At 30.5% G+C, this 25,070-nt stretch carries 17 protein-coding genes, 3 pseudogenes and 1 other annotated feature; of the genes and pseudogenes, 1 reads left to right on the forward strand and 19 read right to left on the reverse strand.

Annotated features, from left to right (window positions below):
- Window positions 1-76: 76 nt before the first annotated feature.
- From cutC to FNZ64_RS07535, 10 genes and pseudogenes are all read right to left on the reverse strand, one after another.
- Window positions 77-2,632 carry a choline trimethylamine-lyase gene (gene cutC / locus FNZ64_RS07490; RefSeq protein ID WP_142414208.1) on the reverse strand — a complete coding sequence of 852 codons (2,556 nt, stop codon included), beginning with the start codon at window positions 2,630-2,632 and terminating at the stop codon, window positions 77-79.
- Between the two features lie 81 nt (window positions 2,633-2,713).
- Window positions 2,714-4,207, reverse strand: a complete 1,494-nt coding sequence (locus tag FNZ64_RS07495) for an aldehyde dehydrogenase family protein (protein ID WP_142414354.1) — start codon at window positions 4,205-4,207, stop codon at window positions 2,714-2,716.
- A 46-nt stretch (window positions 4,208-4,253) separates the two neighbouring features.
- Window positions 4,254-4,553 (reverse strand): BMC domain-containing protein, encoded by a 300-nt coding sequence (locus FNZ64_RS07500; RefSeq protein WP_142414209.1) that lies wholly within the window; start codon window positions 4,551-4,553, stop codon window positions 4,254-4,256.
- 23 nt (window positions 4,554-4,576) lie between these two features.
- Window positions 4,577-4,873 carry a BMC domain-containing protein gene (locus FNZ64_RS07505; protein ID WP_142414210.1) on the reverse strand — a complete coding sequence of 99 codons (297 nt, stop codon included), beginning with the start codon at window positions 4,871-4,873 and terminating at the stop codon, window positions 4,577-4,579.
- Window positions 4,874-4,913: 40 nt separating this feature from the next.
- Window positions 4,914-5,180 carry a helix-turn-helix domain-containing protein gene (locus FNZ64_RS07510; RefSeq protein WP_142414211.1) on the reverse strand — a complete coding sequence of 89 codons (267 nt, stop codon included), beginning with the start codon at window positions 5,178-5,180 and terminating at the stop codon, window positions 4,914-4,916.
- Window positions 5,167-6,278, reverse strand: a pseudogene (locus FNZ64_RS07515) (hypothetical protein). The gene FNZ64_RS07510 and the pseudogene FNZ64_RS07515 overlap by 14 nt, the downstream one beginning before the upstream one ends.
- Window positions 6,279-6,742: 464 nt before the next feature.
- Window positions 6,743-7,573: a MerR family transcriptional regulator gene (locus FNZ64_RS07520; protein WP_142414213.1), complete on the reverse strand. Its 831-nt coding sequence runs from the start codon at window positions 7,571-7,573 to the stop codon at window positions 6,743-6,745.
- A 218-nt stretch (window positions 7,574-7,791) separates the two neighbouring features.
- Entirely contained in the window at window positions 7,792-9,759 is a 1,968-nt protein-coding gene (locus FNZ64_RS07525) for a class I tRNA ligase family protein (protein WP_142414214.1), read from the reverse strand.
- A 64-nt stretch (window positions 9,760-9,823) separates the two neighbouring features.
- Window positions 9,824-10,100: a binding site (T-box leader), on the reverse strand.
- 76 nt (window positions 10,101-10,176) lie between these two features.
- Window positions 10,177-10,884: pseudogene (pduB, locus tag FNZ64_RS07530) on the reverse strand (propanediol utilization microcompartment protein PduB); the annotation flags it as partial.
- 250 nt (window positions 10,885-11,134) lie between these two features.
- Window positions 11,135-11,476 (reverse strand): annotated as a pseudogene (locus FNZ64_RS07535) (amino acid permease); the annotation flags it as partial.
- A gap of 78 nt (window positions 11,477-11,554) precedes the next feature.
- Between FNZ64_RS07535 and FNZ64_RS07540 the strand changes: the two are divergent.
- Window positions 11,555-11,983 carry a hypothetical protein gene (locus FNZ64_RS07540; protein WP_142414216.1) on the forward strand — a complete coding sequence of 143 codons (429 nt, stop codon included), beginning with the start codon at window positions 11,555-11,557 and terminating at the stop codon, window positions 11,981-11,983.
- A gap of 294 nt (window positions 11,984-12,277) precedes the next feature.
- Here FNZ64_RS07540 and FNZ64_RS14675 read toward each other — a convergent pair whose 3' ends face one another.
- The 9 genes from FNZ64_RS14675 to FNZ64_RS07595 all read right to left on the reverse strand — a co-directional run bounded on the left by FNZ64_RS14675 (window position 12,278) and on the right by FNZ64_RS07595 (window position 24,708).
- Window positions 12,278-12,439: a hypothetical protein gene (locus FNZ64_RS14675; protein WP_185903715.1), complete on the reverse strand. Its 162-nt coding sequence runs from the start codon at window positions 12,437-12,439 to the stop codon at window positions 12,278-12,280.
- Between the two features lie 285 nt (window positions 12,440-12,724).
- Window positions 12,725-13,189 carry a hypothetical protein gene (locus FNZ64_RS07550; RefSeq protein WP_142414217.1) on the reverse strand — a complete coding sequence of 155 codons (465 nt, stop codon included), beginning with the start codon at window positions 13,187-13,189 and terminating at the stop codon, window positions 12,725-12,727.
- Between the two features lie 122 nt (window positions 13,190-13,311).
- Window positions 13,312-17,733, reverse strand: coding sequence for a coiled-coil domain-containing protein (locus tag FNZ64_RS07555; protein WP_142414218.1), 4,422 nt, complete (start codon window positions 17,731-17,733; stop codon window positions 13,312-13,314).
- Window positions 17,733-18,464 (reverse strand): DUF6063 family protein, encoded by a 732-nt coding sequence (locus FNZ64_RS07560; RefSeq protein WP_142414219.1) that lies wholly within the window; start codon window positions 18,462-18,464, stop codon window positions 17,733-17,735. The genes FNZ64_RS07555 and FNZ64_RS07560 overlap by 1 nt, the downstream gene beginning before the upstream one ends.
- Window positions 18,465-18,475: 11 nt before the next feature.
- Window positions 18,476-20,065 carry a hypothetical protein gene (locus FNZ64_RS07565; RefSeq protein ID WP_142414220.1) on the reverse strand — a complete coding sequence of 530 codons (1,590 nt, stop codon included), beginning with the start codon at window positions 20,063-20,065 and terminating at the stop codon, window positions 18,476-18,478.
- Window positions 20,058-21,125 (reverse strand): Wadjet anti-phage system protein JetD domain-containing protein, encoded by a 1,068-nt coding sequence (locus FNZ64_RS07570; protein ID WP_243129236.1) that lies wholly within the window; start codon window positions 21,123-21,125, stop codon window positions 20,058-20,060. The genes FNZ64_RS07565 and FNZ64_RS07570 overlap by 8 nt, the downstream gene beginning before the upstream one ends.
- A gap of 431 nt (window positions 21,126-21,556) precedes the next feature.
- Complete coding sequence (locus tag FNZ64_RS07575; protein ID WP_142414222.1) at window positions 21,557-21,781, reverse strand: DUF6718 family protein; 225 nt, start codon at window positions 21,779-21,781, stop codon at window positions 21,557-21,559.
- Window positions 21,782-22,152: 371 nt separating this feature from the next.
- Window positions 22,153-22,539, reverse strand: a complete 387-nt coding sequence (locus tag FNZ64_RS07585) for a hypothetical protein (protein ID WP_142414223.1) — start codon at window positions 22,537-22,539, stop codon at window positions 22,153-22,155.
- 750 nt (window positions 22,540-23,289) lie between these two features.
- Complete coding sequence (locus FNZ64_RS07595) at window positions 23,290-24,708, reverse strand: DUF4357 domain-containing protein (protein ID WP_185903716.1); 1,419 nt, start codon at window positions 24,706-24,708, stop codon at window positions 23,290-23,292.
- Window positions 24,709-25,070 lie beyond the last annotated feature (362 nt).

The following is a 25,070-nucleotide window of genomic DNA, read 5'->3' on the forward strand; positions in this document are numbered from 1 at the left end:
CAAAACTGTAGATTGCAGACCTTATAAAAACCTATTATAAAAAGTTTTAACTTATATATTTTTTAAATTTCTATAATTAAAAATGATTAATCATAGTTCTACTAATAATTTCATCCTGAACATCTTTACATAACTCAACAAAGAATGCACTGTATCCAGCAACACGAACGATTAAGTCACGATATTGCTCTGGGTGTTTCTGTGCTTCTATTAAAGTATTGTTATCTAAGTAGTTAAACTGTACTTCTCCAAGCTGAAGGGCACATGCACTACGTAATAATGTAATGATTCCTTGTTCACCTTCTTTAGTATCAAGAAGACCAGATATTAACTTAAAGTTATGAACCATACCTATATTCATATCTTCACAAGACATTTTAGAAACAGATTTTATTATAGCAGTAGGTCCTTTGAAATCAGATCCTTGTGATGGACTTATACCATCTGATAAAGGTAACCATGCTTTACGTCCATTTGCTGTAGCTCCTGTCAGTTGTCCAAATGGAGTGTTATTTGATATTGATAAAGTACCATGGCTAAGTACTGAATATAATGTCTTATATTTACGGTGCTCTCTTTCAGTAAAGTTAATTAAGTCAGCAGCAATATAATCTGCATAATCATCATCGTTACCATACTTAGGTGCTTCTAAGCAGTCTTTTCTTAATTTTTCATATCCAACAAAATCAGCCTTTAAAGCTTCATTCATCTCTTGTAATGTATATTTCTTCTCTTCAAATACTAATTTCTTTATAGCTGCCATAGAATCTGTGTAAGTTGCAAGACCGCTCCAAACTACTCCAGGTCCAAAGTTATACATAGCTCCGCCTGCTTCTACACCTCTACCCTTTTCCATACATCCTTCATACATCATAGACATAAGTGGCTTTGGCGCAAGATCTCTATGAACACGTTGAGAAATTACTGTAGCAACACTTGTCCATTTAGTAATAAATTTAATTTGCTCTTTAACAGCTGCTTCAAATTGTTCGTAAGTTTTAAATTGGCTTAAATCCCCCATATCTGGACATACTTTCTTACCATACCATAGTGGTACACCATGATTTAAAACAAGCTCTATACATATAGGCCATTGAGTATATCCTGTAGAAGTCCATTGATATAATCTTCCTGATTTCTGTGGCTCAACGCATCCCATTAAACAGTAATCTCTTGCATCTTCTATAGAAACACCTTTAGCTAACATCATTTTTATATGAACATCGTCAAAGTGACATGCTGGGAATCCCATACCTGCACGAATAACATCAACTATCTTTTTAAGATATTTTTGTGGTGATCCTTTGTGGATACGACATGATACAGATGGTTGATATATCTTAACATGACGAACTGCATCCATTAAAAGGTATGTTAATTCATTTGTAGCGTCACGTCCTTCTCTAGTAACACCACCTAAACACATGTTAACAAATGGTTGGTAACCTGCAAAGAACTTAGAACCACCTTCACTTGTTATCCACATCATTTCAGACATTTTGATAAGCATACAACCTGCTAATTCAAATGCTTCAAAATCAGTCATACGTCCTGATTCAACATCAGCTTTATAGAATGGGTACATATATTGGTCAACACGTCCTATAGACATACCTGTTTGATTTTCTTCAACTACAAGTAATGATTCTATAGTCCAAACTGCTTGTATTGCTTCCCAGAAATTGCTTGGCTTATGAGCTGGAACTCTAGCATTTACTTCAGAAATCTTTAATAGTTCAGCTTTACGCTTAGGATTAGTTTCTTTTGCAGCAAGTTCTGCAGCATACTCTGACATACGTTTAGCATATATCATAACACCTTCTGCAGTATCAATCATTGATTTGTAGAAATAAATTTTATCTATATCTTCTGGTTTTTCATAACTTAGATTAGCTAATTTTTCTTCTGCTTCTCTCTTTATATCTAGCATACCTTTTTTCATTAAGATAACGTCATATCCTGGGTTAGAGTCTCCACCACCATTTACTGCATGATATGAACAATCAGAAACAAAGGATTCTCCTGAAAGTTCCCATACTCCTGCTTCACGATACTGGTCTTCACAGTATTCATCAACTGATTTACCCTTCCAGTATGGGAATAACTCCTCACGCATAATTTTCTTATCTTCTTCTGAGATATAGAATGGGTCTTGTGGACGATTTCCTATTGTATCAATTTCATCCTCCATCCATCTCCAAGCTATATCAGGAGAAAATGCTCCAGCACGAGGTTTTCCATTTGGTGCTCCAACTATAAGCTCATTATCTTGAATTACTAATGGTGCAGTTTCACAACAATACTTAAAGCATTTTCCACGCAAAACTGATTTAGGGATACCAGGATTTTCTTTAGCTATTTTAGTAATTGCTCTTGCTCTATGAGTTGTTATTGATGGAACTTGCTTCATATAATTTTCTTTTAACTTAATTAAACGTTCTGTTATTCCATCAGGAATTTCACCATTATTGTCACCAGATATAATATTTAAAATATCTGGTTCTTCTTTCATTATATCTTTAGAAACACTAGCAAACATCTTCATTAAACTAGCACGCTCTTCGTTAGACATGTTCTTAGTAGCTTCCATAAACTTAGCTGAAAATTTATTTGAAAATTCATTAATATCCAAATTTATTACCTCACATTCTTTAGTTTATTTTATAAATTAACTATTTTTCTTTAGTTTATTTCATATGTTAAATATGATTTTTTATTTTAATTCTTCTAGAACCTTTTTTACAATATTCTCTAATAACTTATAGTTATCTATTTCATTTACATTTAACTTATCACTTGAAGTTATAGCAGTAGAATTTTCTTTATTATCTATTGTTCTAATAATCTCCTCTACTGTACGAACCCCATACCCAACTTTACGAACATATACTAAATTCATAGGTGAAACATTGTCCGAAGTCATTCCTTGACCTGCAGAACCACTGCCTAAAGTCATTGAAGGAAATAAGTTTGTAGTCGCACCCATACTTCCCAAAGCTCCTAGAGTGTTAACAAGTACCCTTCCAACAGGTTTTTTAAGAATAAACTGGCGAATAACTTCTTCATCCTTTGAATGTATAACAAGTGTATGTCCATATCTCTCTGTAAGTAACAATTCTATACACTTTTCACAAGCATGCATCCAATCATCCTCTATATAAAAAGCTAAAACAGGACAAAGTTTTTCCTTTGAGTAAGGATTATTCTTAGAGACAAACTTTTGCTGTGAAATAAGTAGCTTTACATCCTGTGGAATACTAAAACCAGCACGTTTAGCTAAAAACTGTGGTGATTTACCGATCATTTCCGATTCAAGGCTTCCATCTTTATTAAAAAGAATTGAACCCAGTTTTTCAGCCTGATCCTCTGTCATAAAGTATCCACCATTTTTAAGAAATTCCTGTTTTACCACAGATGCAATACAACTATCAACCACAATTGATTGTTCAGCACTAGATACAACTCCATAATCAAAACTTTTACTACAAACAATATCTTTAACAGCTTGTGCTATGTCAGCTGTACGCTCTATGAATACTGGACCATTTCCATTCCCACCATAGATTACTGGTTTACCTGAGTTATAAGCCGCATCAAGCATTTCTGGAACTCCTGTATTCATTATAAGAGAAGTATCTCTATGATTCATAAGCTCTAAAGAACCGTTTTTAGTTACTGTATGCAAATATGCAAGTGCACCTTCTGGAAGTCCCGCCTTCTCTGCTGCCTTAATTAAAATATCAATTGTTTTAAAAATTGTATTTTTAGCTCTTGGATGAGGTGAAAATATAATTGCATTTCCTGATTTAATTGCAATCAATGCATTATATATGGTTGTAGATACAGGACTAGTTAATGGACAAAATCCTATAATAACACCCATTGGCACTCCAACCTCTTTTGTCCTATTAACTTTATCTTCATTGATAATACCTACACAATTCATACCTTTAAGTCTATTTTTCAAATATTTACACATAAAGTTATTTTTTAAATACTTGTCTTCCCACTTTCCACATTCTGTTTCTTCATTAGATATCTTTGCAAGTTCCTTTAAATGTTTTTCAATCTCTTCTGTCATACAATAAACTATCTCATCAAGTTTTTCCTGTGGGAAAGTTGCTAATTTTCTTTGTGCCTCTCTGGCATTTTCAACAAGAATCCTAGCTTCCTGCATGGAGAGTAAATCATTATCAATAATATTAATATTCATTTTTTCTCTCCTTTCCTTTAAAATTTATTTTTCTATTCTATTACAGATTTTCAATAGCATAACGCTTTATTATTTTTTCAAGATCATCATGTGGCCTTGGAATAACCAGTGAACTATAAAGGTTTCCGCCTTCCATTGCTTGAACTGCTGCAACACCTGCATCTACTGCTGCTTTACAAGCACCAACATCACCACGAACCAGTACAGATATATAGCCTGATGCAACATTTTCATATCCTACAAGCTCAACATTTGACGATTTGCACATAGCGTCTGCTGCTTCTAAAGCAAAAACCAGACCAAAAGTTTCGATTAATCCTAAAGCTTCATATCCTGCCATATGTACATCATTTCCTCCCTCTTTTATGAATCGATATCGTGTACTGAAACTATATTTCCAACTTCTTTAATAGGACGTGGCATAACATTCTTTGCTGTTAATGTACCAACAGCAGCTGCAGCTGCAGCACCTGCTTCTACAGCTGCCCTTACTGCTCCAACATCACCTTTTACCATAATAGTCACAAGAGTTGAACCAATATTTTCGTATGATATTAATTCAACATTAGCTGCCTTAAGCATTTTATCTGCTGCTTCAAGTGCAGGAACTAATCCTACCGTTTCTACAAGACCTAAAGCCTCATCTCCATAGTATCTCATTTAAGGGTTCTCCCTCCTATTTTAATAATTTATTATAAAATTAATCTTCTATATATTTATTAATTGTAGCGGCTCCCTCTTCGTTTGCACGATAATAAACCCTTAACTCTTTATCTTCGTCTAAATCAAATCTTGTTTCTTCAATAAGGCCATTTGCTTCTGCCGTCATTAAAGCATTAACTACAGATTTCTTGTTTAGTGCCTTAAAGTTCCCATATTCTTCTCCTAGTGCATTTATAACATCCACAGCACAAGCTTCAGAAACTTTAGTAAAATGTTTTAAAATTGCATAATTAAGCGGTTTCATCTATATCTCCTCCATCTTCTTTTTCTTTAATAAATCAAGTGGATTCATAGATATTGTGAGTATACCAAACATCATTATTACAGCTCCAATCCAAGCAACAGAAGGTAATGACCATCCGTCCATTCCACCATATACTCCTAATAACAATAAGCAGAATAATGGACCAAAGAAAGAATATGTACCATTACATGCAGTACCAAGCCCTGCTCCACACATACTGTTTCCAGCATACCATGTCATAAATGTAACAAAGGATAAAAGCCCACTTAAAGCAAACCAAACCATTGCAGGAGAACTTGTAAATGCCTTCATTGCAAGATCAATTGAAATGTTAACTCCACCTGCCATCATTCCGAAAATTGGAACTAATATGAATAAATTCGCTATTCCTGATGTTACTTGACGAATACAAATCCCAATTTCAGGATCGATCATTGCTGTACCATATCCAGCTACACAACCTTCAAAGCCCCATCCAAGAGCCGCAACAATAGCTATTGCAATACCAATTAAAGTCTTTGCTGAAGCACCACCACTAAGCCCTGTACTACCAATTAGGAAACTAGCAAATACACAAACTAAAATACCAAATGCCATACGTTTATTTAATTCTTGCTTATATAAAACTTTACCTAGTATAGCAGCAATAGCAGGACAAAGAGCTGATATAGGAACAACTATTGAACCAGCCATTTGAAGAGCTATAACATAAGCAGTACCCGCTATAGGTCCTCCAATAAGAGCTGCTAATATCATGATACGTCCTGGTTTTGTGTTAATACATCTTAAAAAGTCTCCAAATTTCCCTTTAACTGCTGCATATAAAAGTGACCAAATTGCGCTACATGTGTCATTTATAGCATTACCAAGTGCTGCAAGCAAATATGCTATAACAAAGGCTGATAAACCAGCTGTATTATTACCATACCAGTCACCCCAAACACCTTTAGCCATACCCATAGTTAGACATGCCGTATATAGTCCATAAGCAAGTCCTGAAAATAAAGCTAGTGATATACCCTTTTTGAAGAAATCACTTGCTAATTTCTTCTTTGCAGCGATTGCTTCTAAGCTTACTGCTTTTGAATCTCCACTCATAAAATAAAACTCCTTCCTCTTATGTAAAATAATTTTTAAAATTTATATTATTAAATAAAAATTTGCAATAAATATACTTTAAAACCGTTATAATTTGGATATTTCATTTTAGAGCTACTGGACATTTTTCATTTTTATCTTCTATGTATTTTATTTAAGTAAATTATATTCCTTTCCCCATAGGGCAAGGTCAACAGATATTTAACAAGAATATTTAAATAATTTATAATCTTATAATCAGAAATACAATTCAAATTTAATAAACAACTTATTTAAACATGAAAATTGGGGCGTTTCCATGTTCTTTAAATAACAAACATGAAACTGCCCCAATATCAATTAATAAAATTTAATTTTCTGAAATGGATGAATATATTTTATTGAGTAATATTCATTATTCGCAATTTTAATACCTTATCCCTTCAATACTTTACCCTAAGGTTAATGTTTTAAATATTAAAAAATTATTTTTTTCTACTGATTTTGATTAAAACTTCAGTTACAAATTTATCAGTATTTTTAGTAGTCCAATAATCTGTTACATATCTTTCATAAGATTCTTCAGCACATATATAGTTATGTTTTTCTGTCCATTCTTTTATTTTTTCATATGTTTCATTAATTGTTTCATGAGAGCCTATATGATAACAAGATGCAGCCATCCATCCTCCAAAATTAGTGATTGCCTCCTCTTTACATTTTAAAATTGCTTCTTGCATTATTCTCATTTTATTGCACTTTCCACTAATCTTATCTTCAAAACATGGAAAACATATAATCACAGGACCTGTTATTGCATTATTTATACTATCTATATACTTAGTAAATTCTATATTAATTATAGAGTCCATATAATCATAATTAAAATCTTGATCTAAAAAAGTTAAGGTACTATTTTCTATGTATTTTATAGACACATCACAAACATTATTCTCAATTACATTCTGTGCTTCAACTATAAGGTCATCCCAATCTTTAACGGATCTTATTTTTAAATTTATTTCTCTCTCAAGTTCTTTTAATTCATCAATTTTCTTTCTAAAGCTATTATGAAAAAAGTCATAAGTTTTTCCTTCTAAAAAAGCTTTCATTTCTTCAAGCTTAAACCCACTCTGTTTATAATATTTTATCATAGGAACAGATAATAAAGTTTCCTTGCTATAATATCTATACCCACTTTCATCATCTACTTTATCAGGCGATAATATATTCATTTTGTCATAATATCTCAATGCTTTTTTTGTTATCTTGCATATTTCGCCAACTTTACCTATGGAATATAGCTCATCTTTCATATTAGCTCCTCCTGTTTCTATATTTTATTTATAATTTTAAAATGTAATTTAAATTATATTTTAAAATATGTAATTTTTCAACTTTTATGAAGTGAAACACGCAAAAAAACCACCCATTAATGAGTGGCATAAAATAAAATCATTATAAACACTATATTAAATATAAGGTTTACCTGTGGTGGATATGGGGTTTTCACCCATTGACTTACAATAATTTATTAATATTGATGCTCCATTTTCTCAAAGAAATCACTCTTTGGTTCAAGGAACTTAAACTTATGATCCTCACCATCTTTAAAATAAGAATTAAGAGGGTCTAGTATTTTATCCCAATTCCATAATTCATCATCTATATTCAAGTAATCTCTAACCTTGTCACAGCCTTCTGGTGCTATGGGATGAACTAGTACTGCTATTACTTTGCACGCATAAAAGCAATCTGCTATTACTTGTCTTTTTAATTCTTCATTTTTAATATTGTTAGACCAATATTTGTTTATTTCTCTTATATAATCGTCAAGAACATATGATATTCTGTGAAAATCTTGGTTATACATATGTGTTTCATATTCTAATACTGTTCTTTCTGTTAATTCTTTTATTTTTTCGCTTACTTCCATGCTTGGAATACTTTCATTCATACTTTGCAATGTATAGAAGCATGAACGAAGAAGCCTGTTAAACACATTGGTTAGAAGGTTTCCTTCCTTTAACACTGGATCTACACCTACTTTTTCTTCTTCATTCATATAAACTTGTGGCTTAAATCCAACACTCTTTGAAGATAATCCTAAGCTCATAAAGTGCATACGTAATTGGTCTTTTGAATAATGTTCTAATAATTCATCTGCCATTGGAGGCTTAACTTCTGAACTACTACTAGCTTTTTTATCCATAAATAAAACATGTTTATTAGAAATAATATGTGGCAACTTAATTTTAGAAACATCTACAGCTTCACCTTTAGCTATTTTTAGTCCAATAAACATTGCTATTTCAGCGATTGAATAGAAATAAATATTATCTTCACCTATAAATTGATATACCATAGAATCGTCATCATCCCACCAATTATGCCAGTTTTCAGGATTTTCCCCTATGGACTCTAGATATGCTTTAGTGAAAGATATTGGCGCCCATAATGATTCTGGCCATACCCAAAATGTTAAATCCTTTAAGTCATCTCTGTCTGGCACTTTTACTCCCCAAGAAATGTTTCCTGATAATCTAAAAGGAACCAAAGTCTTACCACTTGTATAGTTAATGCTGAAATTATCTAATATTTCTTTAGCTTTATCTCTCTCTTCTAAGTTTTCAAAAATGAAAGTTACAAAAGATTTCTTTTCTTCATCTATGGTCTCATGCTTTGGAAGCTTAACTTCTAACTCACTAAGGTCATCAATATATTTTCTTGGAACAGATATTAATGGTTTCTTTAAAAATTCATCTATAGTTTTAAGCTCATATTTTCTTCTGTTAGTGTTTTTCTTTAAAAACTCATTAAGCTCATTCATAATATCCATAGACTCATCTAAGGTAAAGTACCAGTTATCTACACTCTTTAGTTCTGGCTTTTTTCCTGATAATGCACTAATAGGATTGATTAACTCTGACGACATATATTGATGTCCTAATGAACATTCTTCTGCATATGCCTTCTCAGAATTACATCCAGCAATTGGACATTTACCAGTTACTTGTCTTCCATTAAGAAATATTTTTTTATCTTCATCATAAAATTGTAGTGCTGACATCTTTTTTATATAGCCATTTTTAAATAGGGTATTAAATATTTCTTCTGAAGTTTTATTATGAATTTCACCAGTTCTTCCAATAGCTGAAGCACCAAAAAGATTCAAGCTAACATTATAATCTTCTAAGGTTTTCTTTTGACTTAAATGATTATCCTTAACATAGTCCTCTATAGTTTTTTCATAGCCATCTTCCTTAAGCTTTCTATGGCTTTCAAGAATAGGTGAACCATAACAATCTGTACCCGATATAAAAATTACATTTTCTTTCCCTATTCTATCCCTTAAAAATCTTGCAAATATATCTGCATGTATAAACATTCCACCAACATGCCCAAAGTGAAGGTTTTTGTTTCCATAAGGCATCCCAGCTGTAATTACAGCCTTCTTTGGAAATACTGGTCTTTCATTTCTTCCTAATCTTTTACTTATCATATTTTTCACTCCTTGAAATTTCACTATAATTTTTTACGTCAAAAAACCCCTGTAGAACTATATCTACAGGGGCAAAAATTCTATTTTGCGGTACCACCCTTTATTCTCTAAAATGTCATCATTTTAGACTCGTAAAGTACACCATCTTCCTAAAACTCTAAGAAAAATCATACTCTAGTTCTGTAACGTGAACCAACGTCATAGCATCACTTATAATAACCTCTTATAAGATCCGTATGAAGCTCCAAGACTTGTTTCATTATAAACTCATAACTTCCTCTCACCAACCGGAAGCTCTCTGTGTACTACTTTATAACTACTGCTCTTTTCATAGCCTTTAATTTCTATAATTATATACCTTATAAGGCTAAGTGTCAATTGTAAGACATGCTATGAGTTCAGAATTTATATATGATATTAGATATAAGGTTTCCCCGTAGTGGATATAGGATTTTCACCCATTGATTTAGCAATAGATAATCCCACTTCTCTAGCAGCAATTACCGATTGCCTTACAGCCTCTGAATCTCCTGTTATAGTTATTATGACTTCATTTGAATATGAAGTTCCCTTACTTGGACTTAAATAACTAATAAGTTCAACATTTGCAGTTTTAAGTGCAGTATCTGCCATTACAACTCCAATGCCTGCTGGTGCCCCTACAATTATACCAAAAGCTTTTCCTATAGGAGCATTAAAACCTTTATTTAGAGCAAAGCTTGCCCTTGCTGTATATTGCAAGTCTAAATGACCTGCATCAAATCCATAAACCTCTCCAAAATTTCTTTCCGTATTATTAAGAGCAATTTCTACTGCATTTCTTACATCAGCTACATCTTCTGATGCAAGTATGATTAAGCATCCATGCCCAGCTCCCCCTTTTGTATCTCTAGGAAGCTCAACACTAACCACTTTAGCATTACTAGCTTTTACCGCCTCATCAGCAGCCATAATTTGAGAGCCCGCTCCAGTTCTATTACTTATAATGCCTATTGCTCTATGGTTTTTATCTAATCCCATTTCCTCTCGCAAAACACTACTTACATTTGGTATAACAAGCCCCACTGTATCTCCATACTTTACTGTTCCTACAAATTCAGATATTGGTGATATTATATTCATTAACTCATTCTCCTTTTGAGATTAATTTTCATCTTTTGATTTTGTGATCTTACTAATTTACAAGCGTATGTTAACAAAGAATATATTACCGTAGAATTAAAAAAAATGCTATATAAAATATTAGCATATCAATGCTATAAATATAAAAAAGCCAGCACCTTTTTAACTGATACTCCCCCTTTATAAAAACAGTTTTATTATTTTAACTGTCTACTATAAAGGAATCACATCAAACGGTACCGGCCTATATATTTTATTTATTAACTACAGCATCTTCTTTATTAGTTTTCTTAGCTATTAAAGATAATATTAATCCTAATCCTACTAAAGCAAATGGTGTTACAATGTTAAGCACTAATTGGAAAGTATCTGTAGAATACACTCCACCTATACATGTAAAAGCAGTAAATGCAAAACACCAAGCTCCAAATATTATCCCTACAGTTTTACTTTTAACAAATTTATATTGTGATGGGAACTTATCCCCTGCTTTCTTTAGGGCAATATATGCAGTAAACACCCATAAATATCTCAATGGCATACAAACTGCATTTAATTTTACTAACCATTTAACTAAAACATCAACACTCTCTATTTTCACTAATAACCTATAATTAAACTGAATACTTAACCATTAATCGGATATCCTAAATATATGAGGAGTGTGATAGAAATGAATGGAAATACCGAATTATTAAACTTCATCTTTCAGAATTCACAAATGGGTGTGGATACAATTAACCAATTATTGGGTATAGTTGAAGATGAGAACTTTAAAAAACATTTACAATCCCAGTTAAATGAGTATAAAGAAATTCATTTAACTGCACAAAAAGCACTGAATGAAAATGGTCATGATGAAAAGGGCATTAGCACATTTGATAAAATTAAAACTTATTTCATGATTAATATGCAAACTATGACGGATAAAACACCCTCACATATTTCCGAAATGCTGATTATAGGAAGTAATATGGGCGTCATTGATGCAATTAAAAATCTAAAAAAGTACAATGAAGCTGAGCCCAGTATTATAAAACTCATGGAAAAATTGCTTAAGTTTGAAGAGGATAATGTCCAGCAACTTAAACAGTTTCTCTAAAAATTTATTTATCCACCCAGAATACTCTGAATAAACCAGTGTGTTTTTATAACTGCTTTTAAATAAGGGTACTTTCATAAGAAAATTTAATCAGAATTTTTAAAGCACGAGATACGCATGTCGATATCCCACACACACACTTGTAGAAGGATAATCACAAAAACAAGCAAGGTACTCTTAGAAATTAGACGTAGGGTTCCTTGCTTTTGTGATATATTAAAGTAAAATGTACCCCTATTATAACCTGCTTTAACAGTAATATCTCTTAATGTTATTTTATCTATTATTTTTTTACTATACAACGCTCAAAAGCATCAATGAAACTATGATTAGATCTTTTGTAGGCCAAATGCTTGGTATTCCAACCTTTTTAGCAGCCCAATTTCCTATGCATAATACTAAAGAAGTTGCTTTTTTACAATGTAGCTTGCAGTATATGCATTTTGAGTTACTCAAACCATTCCAACTATGTCCCATGCATGTGTAAGTCCATCCTCTGCAAAGCTATTAAAAGCAGTTTCATAAGACTCCTTGTCCACTATATCATATCCTATTTGTAAACCTTCTTTCATTGCAGGTATTAAATTCTTTTTCTCCTTATTCCAATAGGTTTCTGTACCACCTGTATATCTAAGATTGAAAAAATTATTTTCTAAAAGGTTATCCCTATTTTAATTTGTTAACTTCATATCTAAAAATAAGGCTGGATTTTGAAATAAAGCATTGGAACAAATTGCTTTTCTACATATTCTTTGTATTTAAATCAAGTTTCACATTTTGCTGTACTTTTCCATCGTCTTCTTCTAAATCCTTTATCACCTTATCTGAGAAATCCTTCCATTCATAAAACCCAATATTCTTTCTATCTGAAAAATCAATAATATCCATTGTGGATGTATCTAGTGCATACCATCCTGTGGATTTGCATAGTTTTTCTATTGTTTCAAGACAGGTATCCTCTCCTCTAACATGCAATATAATACAATCAACCTTATCCCTTGGTCCATCCATATTGAACTCTATTGAAAAGTCTTTCCTATCTAATATCCCCCAACTCTTATCAGAAAAGTCCACATCACCAAACACACTTTCCACTATTTTAATAACCTCACTTTTTTGACCTAAATACGACTTCAAGGAATTAATTTCCATGTCATCCTCAGATGGAATATCTTTTGTACTCTGAATTATTACATCCCAACTCATATTTTACTCCCCTTCTTAATTTCTGTTAGTATAAAGTTTTTTACACTATATTTTTTACCTTATCTTTATATATCAAGGGTTCAGCGTTTTTTTGAATAAAAAAACAATGACCCCCTTATTTATTAGTCTATATCCATAGCCATTTGTTTAATGTCCATTTTTCTTCCATATAACTCTTCATAACCTAATGACCTTAGATTGTAATCTGAATGGAATCTATTTATTACTATCTTCTCATAATGCTTAGATGCTTTCTTACCCATATAATATCTTGTAGGAAATATATTAGCGAGCTGTGTCTTTATTTCGAATCCCGCCGCCCATAGCTGTACATTGTTTTCCTTTAGTAAATTTAGTATAGGCAACCATATAATTTCCGATGTAGTACCAGAGAATGGATTATCTAAGATAACTACTTTCTTACTTTCATCTGTAGAATTTGTATACAGCTTTCTTAAGTAACTTATTATGCATATAAGCATAGTTATATACATACCATTTGTTTCACCTTTAGAACCGTATGCTCTATCTAGGCTTAACCAGTCGTTAACCTCCATATTATCTACATCTTCAAGTTTATATAGCTCTACTGATTTGTTTTTTATTCTATCTATAATTTGCTTAAACAAATTATCAGTAGTTAATCCTTTAGATATTTTGATTTTTCTTACTGCATCGTCACTCTCTTCCGAACAAGACCCTATAATTCCCTCAATGTAGTTTTTCATTTTTTCTCTCGCTAACTCATCTGGAAGCTTATTCAGATTAATTCTAAGCATTTCTTGTCTTCTACCATTAATCTCTATAATAGAAAGTTCAGTAAGCTTTTTAATATCTCTAAGAACATTTTCACTCTTTTGAATACATAAAGTTATGAATTTTTCTTCCTGTAATTCTAAAGACTTTATATTTTCAACTATCTTCTCTTGTTCAAATTTCAACATAGAAATCCAGCTATTATCGTCTTCTCCTGCTAATTTACTTACCATGTTTTTTAAAGACGATGATTTAGTAGGAAGTTCTTCAAGGTCTGATAAGATTTCTGAGTACCCTTGAATGCTAGTGGTCATATTTTTGCCAAAAGTTACATCTCTCTTAAATTCACTAAGTTTATACCTCACACTATTTTGAGCAATCTTAAGTTCTGTAGCTACATCTTGATAATTTCTTATAGATGTAAGCTTTTCTCCATTTAGTTCTATGTCAATATCCTTATCTAGCAATATAAACTTGTTTTTAGTATCATTATTATACCTTATCTTATCATCAAGTAGCCTCAATTCCTTATCAAGTTTAACCTTGATATTTATAGCCTCTTTTCTTATATTTTTCATATCCTTAACCTTATCTACATAAGAAAGACCTTCTAGCATTTCATCTATATTTTCCTTTATATCGCTATAATTAACAGAATTATTACTAAATAAAGTATCTATTCTAGAAGTTAAACTACCTTTTAATTCACCTTTACTAGATTTTATATCCATAAGTTCTAACTTCAATGCACCTAACTGCTTATCTAATGATTTCACGTAATCATTTAGATTTTTAAGAAGCTCATTAGAATTCTTTACGAAATCAATGGTTATATGAGAGAATTCCTCAAGAGTGAAGTTTTCGCGGTCTATTATAGATTTATTTTCCCCTATTCTTTGTTTACATTTTAATATTTCATCATTTAAAATCTTTAAATCGCTGCTTGATCCTTGAAGCTTCTCTAACACAGCTGTAAGTCTACTATTTTTATCTAGATACTCATCTTCAGTTAAGGTAGTACTAGAAGTTATTTCCCCAACAAAAGCTATATTATCCATATTCCTCTCTATCTCATATTCTTGTTTCGTAAATGATTCTTTCAAATCTTCGAATTCGGATTTTCTTGCTCTAAGTTCCTTTATATAATTTAGCTCAGCTTTTAAGGATTTATCTATCTCGGAACATACCTTATCATTTTCCGTAAGCTCCAATTCTAGCTTATCCATTCTACTTTTACAATCTAAATACACTTCTAAGGCTCTAAGTTGTTTTTCCTTTTCAGATATATTATCATTTGCAGATTTAATTCTTTCATTTATAGCTATTAAATCTGACTTAAGAGATATTTGAAGCTTATTAAACACATCTATACTATCTTCATTTTTATCTAAAAGCTCTTCTATGTTCCTTACTGTAAGAGCTAAGCTTTCAAGAGTAGCTTTATTAATATATCTGTCGATAAATTCTCTTACAGGTTTTATATCATTATTTAGAAATAATATAATATCTTCGATCTCTTTCACTTTAATTTCCAAGCTTTTTAACTCTTCTTCTTTTTCTAACTTTAATCTAGCTATTTTTTCCTCATTTGTATAGAATTCTATATCCTTTGAGGTAAATGCAACCCCTTTGGGATATATGATAACTTCTTCTAAGGTCTTTTTACTTATAACAGGAACTGCACTTCCGTAATAGTTATCCAGTAAGTCTTTATCTTCAATAAACTTCTTATAATCATTATCTTCCAATAGTACTGCATAAGGAATCAAGCTATTCATTTTTATAAAATATTCTTTTTCTTTTATATCTAATGATGATATAAACTCTAATCCTAATAATGGGTTTGAGAATCTCCCCTTTAAAATGTTATATATATTCATGGTATCATTACTTAAGGTTATATTGTGATTTTGCAAAGTACTTATAATACTTTTGCATTTTGATATATCATCGGTTAGGATAATTTTGCTTTCCTCATTCTTTGCAAGCTTATCGGATAACGTAGAATTAAGCTCTTCTACAGAACTACAATCATATATTTCAAATAGAACTTCACATTTTCCATATAAATTTGCCGCCACCTCTAGCTTTTCGCTCTCTATGTTGTACTCCATATCAAGCTTAGCTTTTTCTATATTTAATGAATTTATATTTGTTTCGGTTTCTTTTATCTGCTGGTCTATTGAAGATAGCTCTTTTATAAGGTCGTCAACTATAACTGTATTCTCCTCTATTTCATCCTCTAATCTTCTCTTAGTGTAAATATCCTTATCTAAGTTATGGATTATCTTAAACTCTTTTGAAGTGATTTTTTCAGCGAGTTCATCTTTCTCCTTAGCTATTCTTTTGTTATCTTTATTTAAACTAATAATTTCACTTTGCTTATCTCTTACTGAATCGGAGTACTTATCTATTTCATTGTTGCAATCAGATATATTAGCTAAATTTTCATTCTTTTTCCTTACAACTAACTCTTTCTTAGCTAATAAGTAAGATTTAACCTCAGCACCTAAAGAATTTCTTTCTGAAACAAGTTCTTTATTGTTAAGTTCTAAAGTTTCAATACTAGCTTTACATCTACTAATATTAGATTCTTCCTGTAATATAGAGTGGTAGGTGTTTTCTTGAGATTTAAAAGAACGGTTACGCTCTTCCTTCTCTAATGTATTCTCAAGAGAGGCTATTTCTTCTTTTTTCTCCTCTTCCTCTATTAACTTTTCTTCGTAAGCCTTTTCTATATTTCTAATTTCTAAGGCTTGAATATTTATATCTAAAGTTTCTATATCTTTTTTAACATTATTAAAATCCATTTCAGTAGCACTCTTTTTATCTGTAAGATTTATCATCTCTTCTTCTAAATAGATTATACTCTTCTTAATCTCTGTATATATTTTTTCTCTTTCAGTATACTTAGTTGATAAATCCTCCAACTTAATAGCTAACTTTTTGATTGATTCTATAATCTTCTCATATTCTTGAGACTTTGACTTACTTTTCATAAGTTCATCCATCTTCTCTCTTATATTTAAAAGGGAAGACGCTAGTTTTTCACTATCTTGATATTCGTATCCTGCCCTTGTAGAATAACATTCTTCAATTTTAGGAATAAGAAAATCTAATATGAATTTTTCAGCATTAGGGTATTGTCTTAAATAAGTTGCAACATATTTTTCATCAGCATTAACACCTTTTATAAGCTCCCACTCGGCTTCAGTAATATTGTATTGAGATAATCTCTTTCTATAAGATTTAGATACTGTAAATAGCTCTGTATAATAGTCTGCGGACTTAATGCTATGAAGATATTTTTTTAATTCAGACAAGGACATAAATTTACTACTTCCATCGTCATTAACCTCTTTTAAAGGCAAATTAAAAATATCATTTTCGTTACGATTATTATATAAGCATATATACGAAAATCTTTCAAAGTCAGCGTAAGTCTTATCCTCATCATCGTTATTGTTTTTTGTAGGTTTTGATGCACAGAATCCCGCTAGTAAATATTTGTATTCCATACCATGGTCTAATTCCCATTCAGTAACACAGTGAATTACTGTATTCTTATTTTTAGGTTCAAAAACGGCTTTAAAATCCCAGTCATTTTGCCATCTGCTGTTTGGTATTATGGTTTGCCCTATACATTGAATTAAAAAAGACTTACCGCCTCCATTAACCATATCTATAACCAAAGCATCTCCATGAGAGTTTAATTGTAAATCTTCATAATACTTCTTTCCACCACTAAATCTTGCATTACAAACCCTTGTACTTAATAAACCTGGCATTAGCGTAACCCCTCCCTCTCAATTTCTTTATCCAATAAGTCCATAAGAACTGTATTAGTATTTGAATCATCAAAAAATCTCTCTATCATATATTCAAATCTTCCAGTTATATAATATCTTCCTGTTGGCGTATCTCTTAATACTAAATCTTGTTTTATTAGAAAGCTCATAGTTCTATTGATAAGACCTATTTGTGTTTTTCCTCTATTATCATCATAATTAACATTTTCATTATCTTTTCTTAAAGATTCTGGGAAGCTCTCCCATGTAGCATATAACTTCTTAAATGAAGACTCATACTCTCCGCTTACAGTACAACTATCAGATAATGGTTTAAGCTTCTCGTTAACTTTATCCAACAAGCTTTTAGTGGTTACGTATTCAACCTGTGTTTTGTAATTACTTTGAATGTAGAAAGTAGATATTAGAGTGAAAATTATAAAATAAGTTAAATATAACTCACTATTGTTTTTAAGAAGCAGCTCACTTCTTAGTTCTTCATTCTTATATCCAAATATATCATTATTCGGCTTTGGTGTAATAAACACTCCATTCTTTTCATTTACATATAGGTCTAATCCCATTTCCTCTAACATTTCCTCTAGATATGCTCTTACAAAAGAATTAGTTACTACAGCTCTATATAATTCATGATTTGTATTATCATCTATCTTAATCTTTCTTATAACTTTTGAAAAAATCTCAAGTGCAGTTTTGTTATTTGAATCCATATGCATACCTCCTAATCATATTTTCTCTTTACTGTAACATTTGTCATATTGAATCCAGGTGCTATTTCTATATAAGAGTTTTCTATAGCAGTAATTTCTATACCATAATCTTTGTTATATCTTTTCTTTGACTCTAGTATGACCCTTTTTAATAAATTTGCATTACTTTCCTCTTCATCTTCGTTCTTAGTTTTTGATTTAGGTTTATCATTTTTTATATAACTTGTTTCGTTAGCTCGTATCATATCAATAATAACGCCGATAAAATCGGGATTCTTAAAGATATTTTCTATGTCCTCATCAGACGCATTCTCTATAATTCCCTTCATATCAACTTCTTCATTTTTTTCAAGTATCATGTAGAGATATTCTATTACATGCTTATAATTAGAAGAAACTCTTTCTCTAATTGCTCTATTAAATCTGTCAGTATCAATATTAATAGCATCATCTTCTTCTCTATCCACAGCGCCTTCTCTTTCACTCTTGTTTATACCACACAATAACATGTCATTTATTTTTCCAAGAGAAAATATCTTATCTATATTTAAAGACATAAATGGTGCTACGAAGTGACCTAGATTTTCAGCACTTCCAACTTTATTTAATTTATCAATATAAGTAGAAAAATCGAAAGATGGTCTAAGTAGCTTTATTCGTTTCTGTTTTAATATTTCGTCTGCTTTTCTAGTTAAGATTACAACTTTACCTAAAAGCTGCTGATGAAGTTCAACCGTCTTATTAAGTTCTTTATCCATTTCATCTAAGCACTTAAAAGCGTTTTTCTCTTTCTCACCTATCTCAGATTTCTTTACTTTAGTAGCAAATTCTTCCCTAAGAATTCTTACTTGCTCCATTGTTTCAGAAAATAATTCTTCTTCTTCCTTCTGTCTTTTATCTGCTAGATTTCTATATGCTAGAAAACCATCATAACCTCTATTTCCACCATATATAAGATTCATTTCGATTTCATATACTTTAGATATCTGTTTTATAACTTCTGCATTTACTTGAGTTAAAGATAAAAGAGCACTATCATATTCACTATCAGTTATAAGCTTCTTTAATAAAAGTAGACTGATAGTTATCTTACTTTCTTCTGTAAACTCTTTAGTTGCAAGTATTAAGTCTATTGCTAGTGGAGTTATTTCATAGTTCTGCTTTCCACTTTCCTCTTCTCCACTTCTAGTTATATACTTTACATTTTTAATTCCAGCCTTATCTTTATTTTTATCATACATTGGGAAAAATAACTCATATCCTGCTCCATTCTCCCCTTGTATCTTATCTAGTACATTGTTTGTGAATATATCTAACTCTTCCGCTGTAGGAGTAATTTCATAAAGGTTTACTAAGAGCATTTCTAAAAAATCTTTAATATTTACAAATTGAATTTTCTGATTTTTTAATTTGTTTTCATAGAACATAAAAGATAAAAGACTTAAGCAAACTTCACCCATATTAATATGTTCATACCCTTTTAAAGTAGTATATCTATAACTAAATAGATAAAAAAACGGATAGTACTTACGTAATGATTCTACTCTATCTGGACACTCTGTTAATGTATTATTAAGCGTCTTTAAATAGTTATTATTCAACCTTCCACCCCCTTAATCTTTTGTAATTCAAACTTTCCTGTGGAATATATAGTCTGTTCTTTAGTATATCTTTAAGTTCTATTTTATCTTCTTTACCAAAATAGCTTAAGAACTCTGCCATATCCTCTTCAGATGGAATAGTCTGATTTGGCGAAATAGATTCTTTAATCCCTCTATCCTTACCAGATTTCAAAAGACCTCTATATAAATTTACATTAGGCTTTATAGTGAATGTATCAAATTTATTTTTCAAAAGTGAGTATATACATATACCTTCTAAATCTATATCCCCATAATAAAGAATATTGTCTTTTGTAGTTACACCGTATTGAATAATACCAGCAAAGTTCTTAACTATACTATAACCTTCTCCAAAAACTAGCATATCAATAGATGTCTCATTCTCTCTCAAAAATCTATTTAAAGTCCAGTACGTTTCCAGATTTTCTATAACAAGAATATTTCTTATTTCCTTTTGATAAAACCCCTTAAATATAGTATTCAAAAGAGGATTATATTTTGTTCTGCATCCAAGACTTTCTTCATTTAAGCCTATCTTACCCATCACTTCTGAAGCTCTTCCAGGTTCCCCCGTAGTCATAGCCTTTTCATAGCCAAATAGCTCATAACTTACTTCATTCATACTTAAATCCTTATATTCAGTCTTATTCCTCATATAGTTATTAAGGATCATCAAAATATCATAGTCTTCCCTAAACTCCGATGCTCTTTTTTTATAGTATTTAAGATTCAGTTTATTAAGAGCTATCAATTTTATTTTTTCCTCATCAGTTAAAGTATCAGTTTCTTTTATTAGCTTATACTTCTTATAAAGACGTGGTTGCATAGAATTTTGTTCATTACCATACTTTTTTAAAATATTGCTTCGTTCCATATTGCTTATAAGCTTATAAAATTCTTCATAATATTTATTTTTAACATCGTTTATATCTATACCTAAAATTTCAGATGATAAAATAAATAATTCATCTAAAGTCCATACAGTTTTTCTTTTAAAACTCAGCATTTTAGACTGAATTTCACCATTTTCTATTTTCATCACAATTCTCTCACTCCTCTGCGCTCACTATATCACAAGCTCTACATAAAATCACAAACAATAATTGCAAACCTCTTTTGTGTTCATCTAGTTTCTTTTCATGCTCTTATTCAAAAATAGCCCTTGATACTGAATATATTAATACTAAATCCTTACTTTTCAAATCCTCATTCTCCTCTTATGATCTTCCCTATTATTGTATCTAAATTATCCTATAATCCAAAATAAGTCTGGCAATTTTTTTACCAGACTTTTTCTTACTTCCGTATAGATTCATCAATATTTATCAAACATAAACTTCCAGTTTATGTCACAACCCCTGGGTAGTTCCAGAAAAAGGATGTAGCAAGGCAGAATACTTTTTATGATTTCTATATCCAATAATCTTTTATAGAAATTAGGACCACTAAAATTAGAGATGCAATCTATTTTTACATTTTTATAACTTTAGATATAAATTCAACTTCATCATTAATTAATATATATGGAGCATATTCTCTATAACTATCTAAATCGTTTAAAGTTAATATTTGTACCCCGCGTTCAAGTGTTGTTAATGTTAGATACTTAGATAATGATGCTAATCTTTGACCTTGTTCTGCCTCTAATACTAAACTTCCTTCTTTATCAAATTTCTTTGCTACTAGATAACACATTCTTCAATACCTCCTTAAAATCAGATTCATTTTTAATTTCTCCATTATCATATTTTCTTCTTAACAATTCACCTATATTACTGTTTTTTTCATACTTATACAAATGTACATGAAGCCAATCATTAATAATCCTATCATGCTTAGTATTTATTTGAATCTCTATAGGATAATGTTTATTCGTCTTCTGATAATATAAATGAAATCCTCGATATCCATCATCATTAGCTTTCCCTTTTATCATATCAGCAACCTTAAAAATATTTAAATCTTGTTCTAAAACTTCATTATAATTATTTATGTTTATGTCATGACCCCTGGTGATGTTCCAGAAAAAGGATGTAGCGAAGCAGAATACTTTTTCTGGTTGCTAATTACTTTTTATTTTTAATATATTCATCTATAAGTTTTATATCATGAATATCTTTCTCTCTCCCCAGTTCTGCTTTTTGTTTCTTGATACTTTCTAAACTACCCACTGGTAATCCGTCAATGAATTCAATTTCATCTACAAACCAATTTTCAAGCAATTCAACCTTGTCACTTACTTCTACTATTTTTGAGTTATCATCTGATACTCTGTATTGACAGCCTTTTCCCAAATATTGTTCAACTAAATTTGTTGTACACCCCAAATCAATATCTCTTGTGGCTTCTTTAACTCCATGAATCACTAATCCTGCACCAGAAGTTATCCAATATTCACTTAAGGGCAAATCCATTTCCTTGAGTATTCTAATTATATCTTCTTTACATAACATTTAACTATCCCCCATTTATAATCGTTCTCAATATACTACAAATTTTAATCAATATGTTGATTAAATTATACCATGTAATTACAGTAACTCAAATTGGAATAGAATGCCCCATTTTGTCCCACTCATAGTTCATTAACTTGTTATATATAGTAGAAAGAAGTTTTTTTATAAAGGTTAGAAGCTGAGAGTTTCCTATAAAACTCCAAGGTAATCGTAGATGCCGCTGCTAGTAGAGATAAACTTCCAGTTTATGTCCTGAACCCTGTGTACCACCAAAAAAAAGGTTGTAATAATGTCTGCAATTGAGGCATCCAGTGAATATCCTATAACTCTAGTTGATTCCATTAACGTTGGAGCATACAGTGGTAATTTTATGCTTTTTATTTGTTCACCACACTAATCCAATGAAAATTCACTTTTCAAGATGTCAATAAGCTCTTTTGCCATTGATTTATCTAGCTGAATTGACTGACTCACTTTTTTAGGCATAACACGTTCAACAGTACCATATGTATCAATTTGAAAATATTTCTGACCGTTATCCTCAAATACAGTGAATGTTGCAACAGTAGTTTTATGAATAGTATTTCTAGTCTTTTCAATTCTATTAAATTGTTCAATATTATTTTATTTAGTTCATTTAAACATTATAATATTAAGTTTTCTGTTATTTGCAAGGTATCAGCCCTTTCAAAAAAATAATAACCTACTAGTAATTTAAGTAGGTTATTTATAACATTCATTATTTAATTATTCATCTTTACCCTTTAAGTATTCTCCTAAAGTCATCCCATTTTTAAGTTTCCAATACTTCATACCTGTTTCATTTCTTCCAAGGACTACTGAAGCTGCTGGAGATGATTTTGTAAATCTATAATCTTTTTCAAACACCATTTCATCTCCACTTTTAGCAATTACACCCTCATTAATTAGCTTTAATCTTAAATCAAAATATGAACCTTTAAGTGAATTTTCAATATTAGTTGAAACCCTAGACCCTTTTAAAACAACAAATCCGTCTTTTACATTTTTACCAATAGCATATACATTTTTCTTTTCATCTATGATATAAAATTTTTCTTCTACACTTCTCCAGTTAACTATCATATTTGAATCTCTATTCCTACTTTTCTTTCCATTATAAGCAATTAAACAAGCTTCTTTAAATGATTTCCAATGTACTTCATCTAATTTCAATATTTCATCAAAAGTAAAATATAAAATATAGCATTCAAAATTTTTAAACTCCCATTTTTCAATAGTATTTAATCTCTCCTGTAATATTATAGTTCTAAGATTATAAAAGTCTTCTTTAGGATATATTATTTCAGCTATAGGTTTATTCATATATGGTAATAGAAAAATTCTATAGTTCATTATATTCACAGCCACATCTACCCTGCTTTTATTTTTTCTATATCTAAATGCACAAGCCTTCCTTACATCTTCTGGTATGTTAAACTTTATCAACTCATAAACTTCCACTATTTTTTCTCCAGTATTCTCCATGCCACATTCATTAATAACTAACTCCAAGGCTTTATATTCTGAAATACTATTACTAACTGTATCCTTATTTGAGCTTTCTTTTTTATATGGATGGCTTCTTTTCTGCTCTATAATTTGCTTATTTAATTCTTTAATTTCACTTTTTATTTTATATTCTTGATTTTTATGTACTTCTAAAATACTAAGTTTATCTTGTATTGAAACTATTATCTCTTCATTAACTATGCCCCCATTATTCCATAAATTATTTATATCTTGTTTTATATCTTTTAAACCTTCTTCAATCAAAACACCATATTCTAAATTGTTATACATACCATTTTGAGTAAAGTTTGCTGATGTAATCACAGCTTTTTTTCCATCAATAACATAGATTTTAGCATGAAGATTGGAATAATACCTTACTTCAATATTAGGATTTTTAATTAACTTATTGAGTATATTTATATCTGAGGAACTGCTTATAAAGTCATCTAATGAAAGTCTTGTTAGAATTCTTATCTTTATTCCATCTAAAACGTCAATTATATTTATTATTGGGTTTTTAGATATATATGGTGCTACAATTATAATTTCATCTTGTGCATCAGATATCAACTGTTTAAGTTCTTCTCCAATAGAATTAGATTTATTGTGGTTATATAAAAATTTTACACTCATTATATAATCTCCAATCATAATTATTACAATTAATATTTCTATATATACATAAAAATTCCTTTGAAATAATAAACTCCTATCATTAAACTTTAAACTCTTAACACCTTGATATACATAACAACTTCCATATCCTCATATTCAGGTAAGCTACTCCAACATTTAATATCTTGGAAAATATAATCCTATGTAGTTCTTTGTCATTTTGCATTTCTTTCAATTATTTATTATTTAACATATATTTCAATTCATTAAAAAGCTCTCTGTGAAGTTTCCTAAACTTACGATCAAAGCAATTAGGAAAATAACAAATATCAAAAAATTATATATCCATATCACCCATCTTAATACATTTATTATTTTTG

The sequence above is a fragment of the Hathewaya massiliensis genome (assembly GCF_902143515.1).
Classification (GTDB): domain Bacteria; phylum Bacillota; class Clostridia; order Clostridiales; family Clostridiaceae; genus Hathewaya; species Hathewaya massiliensis.